The organism is Ralstonia sp. SET104 (genome assembly GCF_003851545.1).
In the GTDB taxonomy this organism is placed as follows: domain Bacteria; phylum Pseudomonadota; class Gammaproteobacteria; order Burkholderiales; family Burkholderiaceae; genus Ralstonia.
This window is the reverse complement of the sequence record NZ_BHVX01000004.1, coordinates 146,349-163,140: the sequence shown is the minus strand read 5'-3', so window position 1 is coordinate 163,140 and position 16,792 is coordinate 146,349. Positions and strand designations below refer to the sequence as shown.

The window sequence follows — 16,792 nt, the reverse complement described above, 5'->3', positions numbered from 1 at the left end:
AAAGAGCGTCGAGACCGTCGAGACCGTCAAGAGTAAGGGGCCCGCGCGGCCCCTTTTTCAATGCCCGCGTGCCTTGAAGAGCAACGCGCCAATGCCATGAAAACCACGCTGACGCGCATGCCGCATCGGCGTGACGCCCCCGCGATCTGCCAGGTTCGGATCGGCCCCGCCGTCGAGCAGCAACTGTACGGTCTTCTCGTATTTGTCGCTGCCGTCGCCCAGGGCTACGGCTTCGATCAGCGCGGTGAGGCCCAGGTTGTTGGTGGCGTCTGGCGGCACGCCCGCCTTGACGAGTTCGTTCACCACTTCCACGTAGCCACGGCGTGCGGCCGGGATGAGCGCGGTGTCGCCGTCAGCGTTGGTGGCGCGCAGGTTGGCACCGTGCGACAGCGCAAGGCGTACCGTTTCCGCATCGCCCTGGATGGCAGCGAGCAGGAAGGCGCTGTTCTGCGTGTTGTCCTGCAGGTTGACATCGGCACCGGCCTGGATAAGCAAGCGGGCCGCCGCGCCCATGTGTGCCATGACGGCGGCGATGAGCGCCGTGCGGCCGTCGGCGTCGCGCGCCTTGAGGCTGGCGCCCTCGGCCAGCAACGACTGGATGGCCATTGTGTTGCCGGTCTGCGCGGCAGCGATCAGGTCGCGGTCACGCGTGGCGGGCGCGCTGTGGCGCACGGAGCGGGCGTCGGGCGTGTGGGCCGCGCCGGGTGCCACCTTGGCGCTGGCGTTGGCCGCGACACGCAGGATCGGCAGATGCTGCTCCTGCCACGCGTTGGCCATGTCGCCCACGGCCAGTGCCATCCCCAGCATGACGCCGATGAACTGGTTGAGCGCAGGACGCGGAGCGATAAGCATGGCGGACGGGTTCAGGCGCTGAGATAGGGGTCAGGCAGCGGTGCGGTGTCCGTTGCGTCTGTTGTCGCGGACGGTGCGTTTGCCGCGTCGGTGGCTTGCAGGCGTGACCACAGGCGGTCCAGATATGGATCGTGCAGCCCATTGCTGGCCAGGCCGATCAGCGTGCGCTGCAGGTATTCGCGGGCCGGGCCGTACAGCCCGACCGCTTCGCGCAGGCAGCCGACCACGCGTTCGTCTGGCAGGCGGCCGGCGTAGGCTTCGTGCGTGCGGTTCATGACGAAGGCCAGCGCCAGGACGCGTTGGCCGTTGATCTCGGTGGGCAACCAGCGGGGGAGGTAGGCGCCGGTCAGCATCTCACGGCGCCAGAGGACGCGGAATTCGCGCTCGGCATGGTCGCGCGGCACGCGAAAGGCCACGCCCCGGCAACTGCCGCCACGGTCCAGGCCGAGCACCAGCCCCGGGTTGTCCCAGGTACCGCGGTTGATACGGGAATAGAGGTAGAAGCCGCGATGGTATCCGTGCACCGTGGCGCGGGCGGCCTCGGTGTGGAAAATCATCGGGTTCCAGATGAGGGAGCCGTAACCGAACACCCAGGCGTCCTGGCAAGCGCCGGGCGCAGCCGACAACCGCGCGAGCGTCGATGCAAGCGACGCTTCCAGCGCAGTCTCGGTCAGCAACGACGACGCGACGGGCGAATCACCCAGGGCGGCGCGCAACCGGTTCTGTTCGAGATCCTCTCGGGTGACGGCCATGTCGCAAGCATAGAGCAATCGTTACGAGTGGTCACGCGGGTGGGCCGCCGATGCCTCGGAAACAGTGTGTTGCGTGGTGGGGGGAACGTCTGACTATGGCGCGGCCGCAACGGTAGAGGGTATTGGGCCGGAAACTGGAGGCGGGGGAACGGAATTGAACCGTCTTATACGGCTTTGCAAGCCGCAGCATTGACCACTCTGCCACCCCGCCGGGGGAGGCGGCTGCGATGCGCCGTGTGAGGCATCGCAAGCCGGGTGCGGATTCTAGCGCAGGATCAGACTTCCAGCAGATCGACCTCAAAAAGCAACGTTGCGTTCGGGGGGATCACGCCACCAGCGCCGCGTGCGCCGTAGCCCAGGGCAGCCGGAATGATCAGCTTGCGCGTGCCGCCGACCTTCATGCCTTGCACACCTTCGTCCCAGCCCTTGATGACGTGGCCTGCGCCTAGCGGGAAGGCGAACGGGTCGTTGCGGTCCTTGCTGGAGTCAAACTTGGCGCCGGCCTGGCCGTTTTCGTACAGCCAGCCGGTGTAGTGCACGGAGACATACTTGCCGGCCGTGGCTTCAGCGCCGTCGCCGACGACGACGTCTTCGTATTGCAGGCCGCTTGCGGTGGTTTCGATGGTCATGTTGAGCCTCGTGGGGTGGCGTGGGTTAGAGAGGGTTCAGGGTTCAGGCAGCGTCTGCAGCCTTGAGCGTTTCGAGCCGGACGTGGACGTTGTCCGCGTCATTGGCGATCCAGATGTCGCCGTCCTGGATGGTGACCTGCAGACGCATGGTGCGTTCCACCATGGCGGCGAGCGCCGCGACGGTGTCCGCCGCGACTTCGTACACCGACACGTTGGTAAAGCGCGTGACCTTGGTTTCAGTCTGCTGCCACCACACGCGGCTGGCGTTGCCGCTATAGGTATACACGGCGACTTGTTCAGCGCGATTGCTGGCCTTGCGGATGCGGGTGTCGTCGGGGTTGCCGAGGTCGATCCACAGTTCGATGGCGTCGGTCAGATCGCGTTGCCAGAGTTCGGGCTCGTCGGGTTCGGACAGGCCGCGCGTGAAGGCGAGCGTTTCGCTGGCGTGGCGGGCGAAGGCGAGCACACGCACCATCATGCGTTCGTCGTTCTCGCTCGGATGGCGGGCGACGGTCAGCGCGTGGTTGGCGTAGTAGTGGCGATCCATGTCGGCGATCTGCAGATCGACCTTGTAGATCGTGGATTTCAGGGCCATGCGGGTGATCGGTGGATGGGCCGTTTTTGGCAAAGCGCGCATTGTCGCACGGGCTGATGAAGCTGACGGTATTGGCTGGGCGCATTCCCAACGGCGGCTGTTTGCGGTATACGAGCGGTGTGTGCGCTAGTCGGCGCATGCTTTTCGTATCCAAATCAGGACAATCAGAACGATGCGTTGGATATTCGGAATCGTGGGCCTGTTGCTGGGCGGCCTGTCGGGGGGCGTCGTCGGGGCGTTCTTTGGGGCGTTGATCGGCCTGGGGCTGGCGTCGCTGATCCTGTACATGGACAAGCGGGCCAGCGCGCAGTGGGCCAATCCGCCGGAGGTGCCGGATGCGTCGCAGGCTCATGCGCCCGCACAGGCGGCCGCGGCGCACGCGCCCGCCACGCTGCAGGAGCGCGTGGCGCGGCTCGAGCATGAGGTGTCGCTCTTGCGCCGGCAGATCGCTGAAATCAAAGGTGGAACGCTTACCGCGCCCGCCGACGTGGAGGCCGTTGCTGTTGAGCCGCCTCCGGCCACGGCCGAAGCGCTGTCGCCGGTGGATGTGCCTGCCGTGCCCGCGCCGAGGCCGCAGGTGGCGGTTCCGCAGCCGCTTCCTCAGCTTGCGCGCCAGCCTGCGCCGGTCCTGGCGCCGCACGAGCCTGACTGGGTGGAGCGCGCTGTGGGCGCCGTCCGCGACTGGCTGTTGGGCGGCAACAGCGTGGTGCGCGTCGGCATCCTGATCCTGTTCTTCGGCGTGGCGTTCCTGCTCAAGTACGCGGCGGACAACAGCCTTCTGCCGGTGGAGTTCCGCCTGGCGGGTGTGGCCGTCGGGGCCATCGTGTTGCTCGGCATTGGCTGGCGCCTGCGTGACAAGCGCCCAGGCTACGCGCTGGTAATGCAGGGCGGTGGGGTCGGCGTGCTGTATCTGACGGTATTTGCCGCCACGCGCATGGTGCCGCTGCTCACGCCGGGCATGGCGTTTGCGCTGCTGGTGCTGATTTGCGCGTTGGCCGCCGGGCTGGCCGTCAAGCAGAACGCACCAGCGCTGGCGTTTACGGGCAGTGCGGGTGGTTTCCTGGCGCCGATCCTGATCTCGACGGGGCAGGGCAGCCACGTGGCGCTGTTCAGCTATTACGCACTGCTCAACGCGGGCATCTTCGCCATTGCGTGGTTCCGTGCATGGCGTGCGCTGAATCTGCTGGGCTTTGTCTTTACGTTCGGCATTGCCACGGCCTGGGGCGTGCTGCGCTATCAGCCGACATGGCTGGCGAGCACCGAGCCGTTTCTGATTCTCTTCTTCCTGATGTACGTGGGCATTGCGCTGCTGACTGCACTGCGCCGCCATGTCAGCCTCAAGCACTATGTGGACGGCACACTGGTGTTCGGCACGCCGCTGGTGGCGATGGGGTTGCAGGCGGGGCTCGTGCATCACGTTCCGTTTGCAATGGCGTGGAGCGCCACCGCGCTGGCCGCGTTTTATCTGGCGATTGCGGGCTGGCTGGCACCCAGGCGCGCGGCTCTCGGCCTGCTGTACGAGGCGATGTTTGCACTGGGCGTGATCTTCATCACGCTGGCAATTCCGCTGGCCTTCGACGGGCGCACCACCAGTGCGGTGTGGGCGCTCGAGGGCGCTGCTGTGGTGTGGCTAGGCGTGCGCCAGCAGCGTCGGCTGGCGTTGGCGGCGGGCTTGTTGCTGCAACTGGCAGCGGGTGGTGCCTTTGCCCTAGACGCGGTGTTCGATTGGGCGCCGCAGAGTGGCTGGGCTGTGCTCAACAGCCGCTACATCGGCGGGTTGCTGATTGCGCTGGCGGGTGTGTTCAGCGGCTGGCGCCTGCATGGCAAGGCAGAGGTACGTGCTTGGCTGAAGGCTGCGCCGGTGCTCGGCATTGTTGCATCGGCGTGGGGCTTGCTGTGGTGGCTTGGCAGCGGCAGCAACGAGATCGACCGCTGGGCTTGGCGCTTCGCCAGCAAGACAGTCGATCGGCCGGACATTCCGCTGTACGCCGCGTTTGCTGTGCTGACGGCGTGGGCTGCGCACGGCCTGCGCCGCAAGCTCGACTGGACGCAGGCCGAGTGGCCCGCGCTGGCGTTGTCGCCGGTGCTCGCGCTGATTTCGTTGGCCGCGATCGAACACTGGGTGCCGTCGCCGCTGGCCGGCTGGGGCGGGTTGGTGTGGATTGGCGCCGTGGTGCTGGCCTTTGTGCTGCTGCGCCGCCAGGAACACGACGTGAAAGACGCCATCCTGGCACCGCTGCATACCGTGTTGTTCTGGCTGATCTGCGGCGTGCTGGCCACCGAAGGCTACTGGCGCCTGGACGCCTACGTGCCCGAGGGTACATGGAGTTTTGCCGCCTGGGCTTACGCGTATGGCGCACTGCTCGCCCTGCTGGCGGGCGCGGGCTGGCGCATCCGCTGGCCGATTGCCCGCTTCGAGCGCGCTTACCTGCTGTGGGGTGCCGCACCGCTGGCCGCACTACTGTGGTTGTGGAGCCTCGTCAGCGCCGCGAGCGACGGCAATGCCGCGCCGCTGTTCTACCTGCCGATCCTCAACCCGCTGGACGTGGCGCAACTGTTGGTCTTCCTCGCCATCGCACTGTGGATGCGGCGGTTGGCATTACAGAAGCTTGTGCTCGAGCCAATGGTCATTGGCTATGCAGTCGGCGCGACGCTGTTTATCTGGGCCAATGCGGTGCTGCTGCGTACGCTGCACCATTGGGCGCATGTGCCCTACACGCTGAATGACCTGGGCGACTCGATGCTGGTGCAGGCGTCACTATCGATGTTCTGGACGGTGCTGGCGCTGGCGGTGATGGTGTTTGCCACGCGGCGCGCCAGCCGCGTGCTGTGGTTCACGGGCGGCGCGCTGCTGGGCGTGACAGTGGTCAAGCTGTTCCTGTTCGACTTGTCGCGCGTGACGGGTGTCGAGCGCATTGTTTCGTTTATCGCGATTGGCGTGCTGCTGCTGTTGATCGGTTATTTGTCGCCGCTGCCGCCCAAGCCCAAGGCTGAGATCGAACCCAAGGAGGTTCTGTGAAGAAGGTTGTTCTTGCGATGGCAGCGGCGTCGCTGTTGTCCGCGCCGGCCTGGGCCGAGCGCTTTGCATTGACGGGCACGCCCGGCGCTGCCTACTACGCCGTCCCGCTCAATGAAGACGTCTATGCCCATGCGCGCGAGGCCAGCCTGGCCGACCTGCGCATTCTGAACGGTGACGGTGAACCCGTGCCGTTCACCATCGATATCCCGCGCGACCCGGCACCCCAGGCACGCACGCTGCAAGACGTGCACTGGTTCGCCACGCCCGTCGATGATCAGAAGCCGGGTGCCGCCGGTGTCGTGCTCGGTGCCGATGGTGTGCTGCGTGCAACGGGCACTCAGCTATCGCAGGCGCCTGTCCGCGCATGGGTGGTGGACCTGAGCCAATTGCCGAACAGGAAAACGTCGACCGTGACGGCGCTGGTGGTGGCGTTGCCCGCTGCAGAATTTCAGAGCGGCGTGAGTGTGCAAGCCAGTGATGATCTGCAGCACTGGAGCCCGGTCGCCCAGGCTACGCTGTTCCGCCTGTCGAACCAGGGCAGCACGCTGGTGCAGGACCGCATCGAGTTCACCGGGCTGCGTGCGAAATACCTGCGCTTGATGTGGCAGGGCAAGCCGCCCGCACCCGACGCAGTGCGGGCCGAGCTGGCCGCCGGCGCGCCTGTTGCACTGGCTGACAGCGCGATCCAATGGCGCAACGGTCTGACGCCAGTTCAGACACCGGCCCCCGGCGATTACCAGTTCGATACCGGCGGCGTGTTCCCGGTTGAACGGGTGAAGATCCATCTGCCGCAAGCCAACACCGTCGCACAGGCGACGCTGTATACGCGTGCCGATGCGCAAGCGCCCTGGCGGCCGGTGACGTCTGCACGCCTGTTCCGGTTAGCAGAAGCTGGCGGAAAGGGCGAGCAGGAGAACGCTCCCATTACCGTGCTCGCCACGGGCGAGCGCTACTGGCGTGTGCAGGTTGATACGCGCAGCGGTGGCCTGGGCGCGGGTGCGCCGCAATTGGCGATCGGCTGGCGTCCGGCCACGGTCACGTATGCAGCGCGCGGCAACGTGCCGTTCACGCTGGCGGTGGCGGAGGCGGCGCACGGCAATCCGGTTGCTCGCGCGGATTTGCTGGCCGGCGCATCGCCTGCAATCGCGCAGGCACAGCTTGGCGCGATGAGTGATTCACCTGCCGATGCGCTCAAGTCGGAGCCGCCTGGCGGGCGCAAACGCCAATGGGTGTTGTGGGGCGCGCTCGTGGCCGCCGTGGCGGTGCTGGGCGGGATGGCGTGGCGGTTGTTCCGTGCACCGGCCGTGCCGCCGGATGCGTCAACGTAGAATCCGCATCGCTCAAGGAAAACGGCGCCACATGGGCGCCGTTTTTCATGGAAGCATGGTTGCTCAGTGTGCGAAGGCGGGCTGCACGAACAGCGCAACGCACAGGGCAAAGCCTGCAAACCACATCAGCGAACGCAACGGCGCCCAGTTGGCCAGATAGCACACGGTGTACAGCACGCGCACCACGATGAACGCGATGGCCAGCAGGTTGATGCGGTCGATCACGCCGCCGCCCAGAATGGCCACCAGCACGGCCACGGCAAAGAACGGAAACGCTTCAAAGTGGTTCTGCTGCGCCGCGGCGGCACGGCTCGTGACGCCGGTTTGCTGCGCGAGCCAGGCGCGCGGGTTGCGGTTGTCGTACCGTGGGCCTTTGGCCTTGGCGATGCCGACGCATAGGATCGGCAACACCGCTGCCACCAGAACGCACCAGAGGGCGATCGGCATGGTCAGTCTCCTGAGGGTGGATGGGTTTGAAGGTGCCGCACCGTAGCACAGGCGGCGTTTTCAAACACCTGAAGTGCTAGTCGACACCCTGTACGGCAATGCGCACATCTCCGAGCATGACCACCTGGCCTGCGCGAATCTTGGCTGTCTTGCGCAGCTCCGTCTGGCCATCCACGGTAACGGCGCCATCGGCGACAACTGCTTTGCCGGCGCCACCGCTGTCAACCACACCGGTGAGCTTGAGCAGCTTGTGCAGCTCGATGTATTCAGTGGTCAGGGCGAAATCGATGTTGGGCATAGAGAGGTTACTGAGGCGTGGCTTCCACGCTGATGTCGAGGTCGACGCGGTCGCCCACATCGGGCAGGAAGCGCGTCATGCCGAAGGCGCTGCGGGCAATGGCGAGGTGGAAGTCTCCGCCGCAGACGTGGCGTGTGCTGCCGGGCAGCTTCTCGTCGCCGCAACTGAAGCGGCGCACCTCCAGCCGCACGGGCTGCGTCACGCCGTGCAGCGTCAGCTTGGCTTGCACGGCAACAAGCTTGCCGCCTTCCACGACAAAGCGGTCACTGCGTAGCCGGATGAACGGAAACTGCATGGCATCGAGAAACTGCTCGGACTTCAACACGCCATCCAGCACCTGCAGGCGCGTGTTGATGGATGCAGCATCGACGGTGAAATCGAGGCCGCCTTGGTTGGTGGCTTCATCGAAATTGATGGCGCCGTCGATCTTGTCGAAGCGGCCGCGCATGGTGGTGCGATCGAAATGCGACGCGGCAAAGTAGACGGACGTGTGCTCCAGGTCTGGCGCAAATGGCGCGGCCACGGCGGGCGCAGCGGCAGTCGTGAGCACTGCCGCCAGCAACGGAATCCATGCACGCATGATGCCTCCTTGCTTAGAGGCCCACGCATGCATGGGCCTGTGCTTATTTACCCCAGCTGTCCTTCAGGCCGACCACGCGGTTGAACACGGGCTTGCCCGGTTGCGAGTCGATGCGGTCAGCCACGAAATAGCCGTGGCGCTCGAACTGGAAGCGGTCTTCCGGGCGGGCCGTTGCCAGCGTCGGCTCCAGGTAGGCCGTGACGATCTTCTTGGAATCGGGGTTGAGCGCGTCCAGGAAGTTCTTGTCGCCCGAATCCGGCTGTGGGTCGCTGAACAGGCGGTCATACAGACGCACTTCGGCTTCCAGCGCATGTGCAGCGCTCACCCAATGGATGTTGCCCTTCACCTTCACGCTATCAGCACCCGGCGTGCCACTCTTGGTGTCCGCAATGATGTTGGCGTGCACGGCGGTGATGTTGCCGCCGGCATCCTTGTCGCAGCCAGTGCATTCGATAACGTAGCCGTAGCGCAGACGCACCTTGTTGCCCGGGAACAGGCGGAAGTAGCCCTTGGGTGGCGTCTCGGTAAAGTCTTCGCGCTCGATCCACAGCTCGCGGGTGAGCGGAAATTCGCGGCGGCCGAGTTCGGGCTGCTTCGGGTGGACGGGGGCCGAGCACGGCTCGTTGAAATCGGCCGGCACGTTGTCCAGCACGAGCTTGACCGGGTCCAGCACGCCCACGGAGCGCGGCGCACGCGCATCGAGGTCGTCGCGTACGGCGCCTTCCAGGATGCTCATGTCGATCCAGCTATCGGCCTTGGACACGCCTACGCGTTCACAGAAGAGCTGGATCGATTCCGGCGTGTAGCCGCGGCGGCGCACGCCCACGAGTGTCGGCATGCGCGGGTCGTCCCAGCCGTCGACGCGCTTTTCGTTCACCAACTGCAGCAGTTTGCGCTTGCTCGTAATGGCGTAGGTCAGGTGCAGGCGTGCGAATTCGTACTGATGCGGCAGCGCGGAGGCTACACCCCCGGGCAGCACGCCGGCGTCGCGCAGGTGGTCGAGCACCCAGTCGTACAACGGGCGGTTGTTCTCGAACTCCAGCGTGCACAGCGAATGCGTGATGTTCTCCAGCGCATCCGAAATGCAATGCGTGAAGTCGTACATCGGGTAGATGCACCATGCGTCGCCGGTGCGGTGGTGATGTGCGTGGCGAATGCGGTACAGCACCGGATCGCGCATCACGATGTTGGGCGCGGCCATGTCGATCTTGGCGCGCAGCACGTGTTGGCCATCCTTGTACTTGCCCGCGCGCATGTCGCGGAACAGCGCAAGGTTCTCTTCCACCGAGCGCTCGCGATACGGCGACGGCGTGCCCGGCCGGGTAAAGTCGCCACGGTTGCCCGCAATCTGCTCCGCGCTTTGGCTGTCGACATAGGCCACGCCGCGCTGGATCAGCACTTCGGCAAAGCCGTAGAGCTGCTCGAAGTAATCGCTGGCGTAGTAGAGGTGCTCGCCGCCTGCATCGCTCCACGAGTAGCCGAGCCAGTGCACGGCGTCGATGATGGAATCGACGTATTCGGTGTCTTCCTTGACGGGGTTGGTGTCGTCAAAGCGCAGGTGGCAGCGGCCGTTGTAGTTCTTGGCCATGCCGAAGTTCACCCAGATACTCTTGGCGTGGCCGATGTGCAGGTAGCCGTTGGGCTCCGGCGGGAAGCGGGTGACCACCGGCGGAATCGGCTGGCCGGCGGCGTCTTTGCGATTGGCGTACGTGCCTTGCGCAAGGTCGCCGTCAATGATCTGGCGCAGGAAGTTGGACGTGGGGGCGGCGGCAGTGCCCGCGGCAGTGGCGTTGTCTTGGCTCATGGGAGGGCGTGATTCGGCAATCCCGTGATTTTACCGTGCCGGACGTCTTCTGCCCGCGTATGGCTGTGTCAGGGCGACTTCCGTTGTGCCAGACCGTCCAAAGCCTGTGCGCGCTGCGCCTCATTGGTGGCGGTGAAGGTCTGCTGGCGCAATTGTGCAATCTGCGTGGTGCGATCGGCTTCGGACAGGCCGGTAAAGGCGTTGATGCGATCCCGCTCGCGGGCGTAGGCATCGTAGCGGTTGCGCCAGTCGGCTTCTTCGCGATTACCCTGGATCAGGCGGTCGGCGACGATGCCGCTCACGCCTTGTGCGGCCAGTTGTTGGCGCATCTGGGCGTCGGTCAGGCCTTGCTTGGTCCATCTGTCCATGGCGTTGGCGATGCGGATGGGCGCGGCGGCGTCGCGGCGCGCTTGCTGTATGGGTGGCGGCAGGTTCGCCTCGATGGCAGCGAGCTTCGCAGCACGTTGCTCGGGCGTGAGCGAGGTGTCGGCCATCACGGCCAGGCGTTCAAGCTCCGCGGCGTTCATCGCATCTTCATCGCCATACCAGGCCTGGGCGACGCTGGTGCCGAGATACTGTTGGCGCAGCGCGGCACGGCTGGCGAGTCGCTGACGCAACGTGGCGAGCATCTCGGGGCGCTGCTGCAGCTGGTCAATGCCTGGTTTGTTGCGGTCCGCATCGCCCTGCGCCGCCAGCGCCTTGCGGTAAGCGAGATAGCGTTGCAGTAACGACTGGGCTTGCGCCAGCGCGGGCGATACCAGCTTCGCGCGCAGATGCGCTTCAGCCATCGCTACGCGCTGCGCTTCGGGCAGCGATGCGGGCACATCGAGGAAGTAGTCGAACACGAGGCGGTTGGCGGCTTCAACGATGAGGTAGCCGTGCGTATCGACGTGCAGGCCGTCAGGTGCCTGCGTGTCGGCCAATTCAGGCGGAGGCGCTGCCGCAACCGCGATTGCAGGCGCGCGCCCCACGTTGCCGATGAACGCACCCTTGGCCGCCTGCGGCGGCTGCACTGCGGGCGTTCGGGCCGCATCCGACGTGTGCCACCAATAGACCCCGCCCGCGACCGATACCGCGACCAGCACGGCGACCAGCACGGCGACGACAAACGTTATGGGCTGGATCGACGGCGATTGGGGCTTCATGGTGGCGAATGCGTACGGGTGGTTACAGACCGGCCGTCTTCAGCCGGTTGGCTTGCGTGCGGATCACCGCAACCGGGTCGGCAGCGCCCCAGCCGATCAGGCCAAGCAACTGGTTGACTTCATCGAGGTGGTTCCACGCGTAGTCGGTCGACAGCACCTGCCCGAACTTCGCGCTGCATACGGAGACGAGCCCATCGTTCGTTCCCGAACCGCGCGCCTGCATGACGCCGCCGCTGAAGATCAGTACCGGATCAAACACGTCGAGGAAGTTGGTGGCGGTGGAGCGGCCCGTCCACGAATACAGGTTCTGCACGTTGCCGTTGCGCACATCGGTGGCGCTGCCGGTATTGCAGCCGCTGGCGAGGCCCGCGCTCGGGAAGGTCTGATTGAAATCGGCCGCGCCCGAGGTGGACAGGATATGCAGTGCCGCAAAGCCATCCTGCGGGTTGCTGTTGCCGTTGAACCAGCCGAGCACCGAGCCGAACACGTCAGCGCCCAGGCTCACCAGGGCCTGGAATGGCGCCGGTGTGCTTTCAACAAAGTCCGCAAACTCCGAGCCCTTGTGCGGCGTGCCGATGGTGGTGACGGAGGCCACCAGGTCTGGCGCCACGGCCGCGGCATAGCGCGAGGTCAGGCCGCCTTGGCTGTGGCCGATGAGATTGACCTTGGCGGCGCCCGTGGTGGCCAGCACGGTGCGGATCTGGCTGACGAGCTGTTCGCCGCGCACGGTTTCATCGTTGAAGGCGGATACGTCGGCCACATAGACGTTGGCGCCGTTGGCCCGCAGGTCTTCCGGGATCTGATACCAGTAATCGACCACGCCGAGGAACTTGCTGGTGCCCGACAGGCCATGCACCAGCACGATCGGATACTTGGTGGCGGCATAGGTGCTGTCGGCCTGGGCCGGCGAGACAGCACCCAGGGTGAGGGCTGACGTGGCCAACAGGGCCGCTGCAGCGCGCGTGCCGAAGAAGCTGCGTACTGACTTGTACACAGCGTGGAGCAGGGAAGTCTGTGACATTCGGTTGTCTCCTGGACATTGGATGGAAAATCGACCTCTGCGGGCCGATCGCCCTCCGTTATCCGAAGTGCGCTATCCGACGTCAACCGAAGTGGAAGTTTGGCTCTAATGGTGCGCTGCCGTATGCGCAAACAAAAACCGGAGGGCGAGCCTCCGGTTCTGTAGGGTGCGATGCAGCAACGCGCTTATTCTTCTTGAAACGCTTCTTCGCGCTTTCTGTGGATGGCCGGCAGCGCCACCAGCACGACCAGAATGCCGGCTGCAATCAGCAACCCCAGCGACAGCGGCCGCGTGACAAAGGTAGCGAAATCCCCACGCGAGAGCAGCAGCGCGCGGCGGAAGTTCTCTTCCATCATTGGGCCGAGCACGAAGCCCAGCAGCATCGGTGCCGGCTCGCAGCGCAGCTTGACGAACATGTAGCCGATCAGCCCGAAGAGCGCGGTCTGGAAGATATCGAACGTGGTGTTCGACACCGAATACACGCCGATGCAGCAGAACACCAGAATGGCTGGATACAGGAAGCGATACGGCACCTTCAGCAGGCGTACCCACACGCCGATCATCGGCAGGTTCAGCACGATCAGCATCAGGTTGCCGATCCACATGGATGCGATCAGGCCCCAGAACAGCGCGGGGTTGCTGGTCATCACCTGCGGGCCGGGCTGGATGTTGTGGATGGTCATCGCGCCCACCATCAGCGCCATCACCGCATTGGGCGGAATGCCCAGCGTGAGCAGCGGGATGAATGACGTCTGCGCTGCGGCGTTGTTGGCGGATTCCGGCCCGGCCACGCCCTCGATGGCGCCCTTGCCGAATTCGCTCGAATACTTCGAGGTCTTCTTCTCCAGCGAATACGACGCGAACGACGCCAGCGTCGCGCCGCCGCCCGGCAGGATGCCCAGCACTGAACCGAGTGCCGTGCCGCGCAGCACGGCCGGGATCATGCGCTTGAAGTCTTCGCGGCTGGGCCAGAGGTTGCGCACATGCTCGACAAAGGTCTCGCGGTGCTCCTTTTGCTCCAGGTTGGCGATGATCTCGGCAAAACCGAACACGCCCATCGCCACCGAGACGAAGTTCAGCCCATCGGCCAGCTCCGGCACGTCAAATGAATAGCGCGCAGTGCCCGAGTTCACATCCGTGCCGACCAGGCCGAGCAACAGGCCCAGCACGATCATCGCAATGGCCTTGACGAGCGAGCCCGAGGCGAGCACCACCGCGCCGATCAGGCCGAGCACCATCAGCGAGAAATATTCCGCCGGCCCGAAGTTGAACGCGAATTCCGACAGCGGCGTGGCAAATGCGGCCAGCACCAGCGTGGCCACGCAGCCTGCGAAAAACGAGCCCAGACCGGCGGTGGCCAGCGCCACGCCCGCGCGCCCGCGCCGTGCCATCTGATAACCGTCAATGGTTGTTACCACCGACGACGATTCGCCCGGCAGGTTGACGAGGATGGCCGTGGTGGAGCCGCCGTACTGCGCGCCGTAGTAGATGCCTGCCAGCATGATGAGCGCAGCCACGGGCGGCAACGCATACGTGGCCGGCAGCAGCATCGCAATGGTGGCGATGGGGCCGAGGCCCGGCAGCACGCCGATGAGCGTGCCGAGCACGCAACCGATGAACGCGTAGATCAGGTTCTGGATAGACAGCGCAGTGGAGAAACCGAGCGCGAGATTGGCAAAGAGGTCCATGTCGAGCGCTCCTCAATTGCCGATGAAAGCAGGCCATACCGGGAACTGCAGCTTGAGCCCGTAGACGAAGGCCGCCAGGCTCATCACCACCATCACGATGGCTGTGCCGACAGCACCTTTGAGCGTGAATTCGTGGCTCGCCATGCTGGAGACCAGCACGAGCACCACCAGTGAGAGCACCAGCCCCAGTGGCTGCAGCAGCAGCCCAAACAGCACCACTGAGCCGAGAATCCACAGCAGCGTCTTGACGTCCCAGCGCGGGATGCGATCGGCCACGCCCCTGCGCGACAGCGATTGCACGATCACCACCACACCCAGGAGCACCAGCACGATACCCAGCCAGAATGGGAAGTAGCCCGGGCCCATGCTGCTGGCCGTGCCCATGCGGTAGCTGCGCGCCAGAATGGCAAACGCCGCGCCCGCGACGATAAACATGACGCCCGACGCAAAGTCCTGGTGACTGCGGATGACGGGACGACTTTGTGGATCGTTTTGCAAGGCGGGTCTCCTCGTGTCGGCGTGCGGCGCCAGGTTGGGGTGGGCTGCCCTGTGCGCTGTAAGGCGGCCAAGTTTGCACGCTAAGCAGACCCGCTTTCAAGCACCTTGCAGAAGGATTGATCGGTCGTCTCGCGGCCCCGCGCGGTGCGTGCGCAAACGGTTCAGGGTTTGTCCCTAGCGCTGCCGCGAAGACGTTTGGAGCCGCGCAACGTTATCGCGCAGCCCTGTGCAGTTACATGCCGATGCCGCGTGCCATCAGCACCGCCGCCAGCGGAATGAAGATGATCAGGTGCGACTCGATCATGACCCAGCGGCGCGTCTGGGCAATCTCCGACGGCGTGGGCACGAAGTCGGGCAGCGTCTTGCCTTGCTTGTTCCAGCGCAGGATGGTGATGGTCGGCTTGATCGACAGCAGCCCGACCAGGATGAACAGGCCGACCTTGATGTGGAACACTGGGTTGTGCACGTAGAACGCGTAGCCCTTGGCGCCGTAGAACACGCGCAGCAGCCCGGTCACCAGTACCGCCAGCGCAGCAAAGCCGAACACCGCGTCATAACGGCCCAGGCGCTTGCGGATTTCAGGCGTCATGTCGGGCCGCAGCACCACGGCTTCGGCGCTCAGGAAAACGATCAGCGTGAAGATTGAGATGTAATGCAGGTAAGCCAGCAACGCATCAAGCCACATGTTGACCTCGTGAGGGTGGGGGAATGGTTTGGTCCGGTTGGGCGTGTGTCAGATCACGCCTCGTGCACGCAGCGCTTCGATCTGGTCGACGCCCAGGTCGAGCACGTCGCGCAACACGGCCTCGGTGTGTTCGCCCAGCAGCGGCGGGTGGCTTGCGGCCTTGGGCGGCGTGGCGCTCATCTTGACCGGGCTGCCGACCAGCTTGACGGTGCCTGCGCTCGGGTGGGGCAGGTCGACGCGCAGGCCGCGCGCCTGCACCTGCGCGTTGTCAAACACCTCATCAAGCGAGTTGATCGGGCCACACGGCACGCCTGCGGCTTCGAGCTTGTCGATCCATCCGCCTTTGCTGAAGCGCTTGACCATCTCGGCCAGGATCGGCACCAGCACATCGCGGTTGGCCACGCGCTGCGGGTTGGTGGCAAAGCGCGGGTCGTCGGCCAGTTCGGGCATGCCGCCGGCGTCGACAAAGCGACGGAATTGGCCGTCATTGCCGACCGCGACGATGATCCAGCCGTTGGCCGCCTGGAACGTCTGGTACGGCACGATGTTCGGATGCGCGTTGCCCCAGCGCTTGGGCGCCTGGCCGCTGGCCAGATAGTTGGTGTTCATGTTGGCCAGCATGGCGACCTGTACGTCGAGCAGCGCCATGTCGATGTACTGGCCCTCGCCGGTGCGATCCCGGTGTGCCAGCGCGGCCAGCACGGCCACGGTGGCATACATGCCGGTCATCAGGTCGGAGATGGCCACGCCGGCCTTCTGCGGGCCGCCGCCGGGCAGGTCGTCACGTTCCCCGGTCAGGCTCATGAAGCCGCCCATGCCCTGCACGATGAAGTCGTAGCCCGCGCGTGCCGCGTAGGGGCCGGTCTGGCCGAAGCCGGTAATGGAGCAGTAGATCAGGTCTGGCTTGACGGCCTTGAGTGATTCGTAATCGAGCCCGTACTTCTTGAGTTGGCCGACCTTGTAGTTCTCCAGCACCACATCGGCATGTGCGGCGAGCTTGCGGACAATGTCTTGCCCTTCGGGCGTGCTGATATCGACGGTGATCGAGCGCTTGTTGCGGTTGGCAGCCAGGTAGTAGGCGGCTTCTGCGGTGTCCTGGCCGGCTTCGTCCTTCAGCCATGGCGGGCCCCAGGTGCGGGTGTCGTCGCCAGCGCCGGGGCGCTCCACCTTGATGACGTCGGCGCCGAAATCGGCAAGGTTCTGCGCGCACCAAGGGCCGGCAAGCACGCGGGTCAGGTCAAGAACACGGAGATGGCTGAGAGCGCCCATGGATTGACGAATCGACACGATTGGAACGGGTGCACTCTACACCACGCCCCGGGGTCCCTCTAACCCGATGCGACCAAGCGGGGAAAATGCGGCGCGAATAGGGTGCGAACCCCGTATAATCAACGGTTTGCACTAATCTGAGACGCTCAGGAGCGGGATGCTCCCGGGCGCCATGCTGACTC

16 protein-coding genes and 1 tRNA gene are annotated in these 16,792 nt (G+C 65.2%); 2 read left to right on the top strand and 15 right to left on the bottom strand.

All coding sequences use genetic code 11. From position 1 onward, the window contains the following. Positions 1-57: 57 nt before the first annotated feature. From PSUB009319_RS07190 to PSUB009319_RS07170, 5 genes are all read right to left on the bottom strand, one after another. The gene (locus tag PSUB009319_RS07190) at positions 58-852 is read right to left on the bottom strand and encodes an ankyrin repeat domain-containing protein (RefSeq protein WP_124381548.1); all 795 of its coding nucleotides are present in this window, start codon (positions 850-852) and stop codon (positions 58-60) included. 11 nt (positions 853-863) lie between these two features. Continuing rightward, a complete protein-coding gene (locus PSUB009319_RS07185; RefSeq protein WP_124381547.1) occupies positions 864-1,604 on the bottom strand; it encodes a gamma-glutamylcyclotransferase in 741 nt (246 codons plus the stop codon). A 135-nt stretch (positions 1,605-1,739) separates the two neighbouring features. Then, positions 1,740-1,815: transfer RNA gene (locus PSUB009319_RS07180), tRNA-Cys, on the bottom strand. Between the two features lie 64 nt (positions 1,816-1,879). Beyond that, complete coding sequence (locus PSUB009319_RS07175; protein ID WP_124381546.1) at positions 1,880-2,233, bottom strand: FKBP-type peptidyl-prolyl cis-trans isomerase; 354 nt, start codon at positions 2,231-2,233, stop codon at positions 1,880-1,882. Between the two features lie 43 nt (positions 2,234-2,276). Further along, positions 2,277-2,828 (bottom strand): YaeQ family protein, encoded by a 552-nt coding sequence (locus tag PSUB009319_RS07170; RefSeq protein WP_124381545.1) that lies wholly within the window; start codon positions 2,826-2,828, stop codon positions 2,277-2,279. A 172-nt stretch (positions 2,829-3,000) separates the two neighbouring features. Between PSUB009319_RS07170 and PSUB009319_RS07165 the strand changes: the two genes are divergently transcribed. Together PSUB009319_RS07165 and PSUB009319_RS07160 are read left to right on the top strand one after the other, a co-directional pair. After that, a complete protein-coding gene (locus tag PSUB009319_RS07165; protein WP_124381544.1) occupies positions 3,001-5,847 on the top strand; it encodes a DUF2339 domain-containing protein in 2,847 nt (948 codons plus the stop codon). Further along, positions 5,844-7,175, top strand: coding sequence for a DUF3999 domain-containing protein (locus tag PSUB009319_RS07160; RefSeq protein ID WP_124381543.1), 1,332 nt, complete (start codon positions 5,844-5,846; stop codon positions 7,173-7,175). The genes PSUB009319_RS07165 and PSUB009319_RS07160 overlap by 4 nt, the downstream gene beginning before the upstream one ends. Before the next feature lie 63 nt (positions 7,176-7,238). Here the strand turns inward: PSUB009319_RS07160 and PSUB009319_RS07155 are convergent, their stop codons facing one another. The 10 genes from PSUB009319_RS07155 to PSUB009319_RS07110 form a co-directional block, all read right to left on the bottom strand. Beyond that, entirely contained in the window at positions 7,239-7,622 is a 384-nt protein-coding gene (locus PSUB009319_RS07155; RefSeq protein WP_124381542.1) for an MAPEG family protein, read from the bottom strand. Positions 7,623-7,698: 76 nt separating this feature from the next. Then, a complete protein-coding gene (locus PSUB009319_RS07150; protein ID WP_124381541.1) occupies positions 7,699-7,920 on the bottom strand; it encodes an RNA-binding S4 domain-containing protein in 222 nt (73 codons plus the stop codon). Positions 7,921-7,927: 7 nt separating this feature from the next. Continuing rightward, positions 7,928-8,500 carry a YceI family protein gene (locus PSUB009319_RS07145; RefSeq protein WP_124381540.1) on the bottom strand — a complete coding sequence of 191 codons (573 nt, stop codon included), beginning with the start codon at positions 8,498-8,500 and terminating at the stop codon, positions 7,928-7,930. A gap of 43 nt (positions 8,501-8,543) precedes the next feature. Continuing rightward, entirely contained in the window at positions 8,544-10,304 is a 1,761-nt protein-coding gene (locus tag PSUB009319_RS07140; RefSeq protein ID WP_124381539.1) for a glutamine--tRNA ligase/YqeY domain fusion protein, read from the bottom strand. A 68-nt stretch (positions 10,305-10,372) separates the two neighbouring features. Then, a complete protein-coding gene (locus PSUB009319_RS07135; RefSeq protein ID WP_124381538.1) occupies positions 10,373-11,449 on the bottom strand; it encodes a lipase secretion chaperone in 1,077 nt (358 codons plus the stop codon). Between the two features lie 22 nt (positions 11,450-11,471). Further along, positions 11,472-12,470 (bottom strand): triacylglycerol lipase, encoded by a 999-nt coding sequence (locus tag PSUB009319_RS07130; protein WP_124381537.1) that lies wholly within the window; start codon positions 12,468-12,470, stop codon positions 11,472-11,474. Between the two features lie 185 nt (positions 12,471-12,655). Continuing rightward, positions 12,656-14,158, bottom strand: coding sequence for a tripartite tricarboxylate transporter permease (locus tag PSUB009319_RS07125; RefSeq protein WP_124381536.1), 1,503 nt, complete (start codon positions 14,156-14,158; stop codon positions 12,656-12,658). Between the two features lie 12 nt (positions 14,159-14,170). Beyond that, entirely contained in the window at positions 14,171-14,593 is a 423-nt protein-coding gene (locus tag PSUB009319_RS07120; protein WP_260392909.1) for a tripartite tricarboxylate transporter TctB family protein, read from the bottom strand. Between the two features lie 295 nt (positions 14,594-14,888). Next, a complete protein-coding gene (locus PSUB009319_RS07115; RefSeq protein WP_124381534.1) occupies positions 14,889-15,341 on the bottom strand; it encodes a DUF2214 family protein in 453 nt (150 codons plus the stop codon). Positions 15,342-15,389: 48 nt separating this feature from the next. Further along, the gene (locus PSUB009319_RS07110) at positions 15,390-16,610 is read right to left on the bottom strand and encodes a CaiB/BaiF CoA-transferase family protein (protein WP_124381533.1); all 1,221 of its coding nucleotides are present in this window, start codon (positions 16,608-16,610) and stop codon (positions 15,390-15,392) included. Between the last annotated feature and the right edge of the window lie 182 nt (positions 16,611-16,792).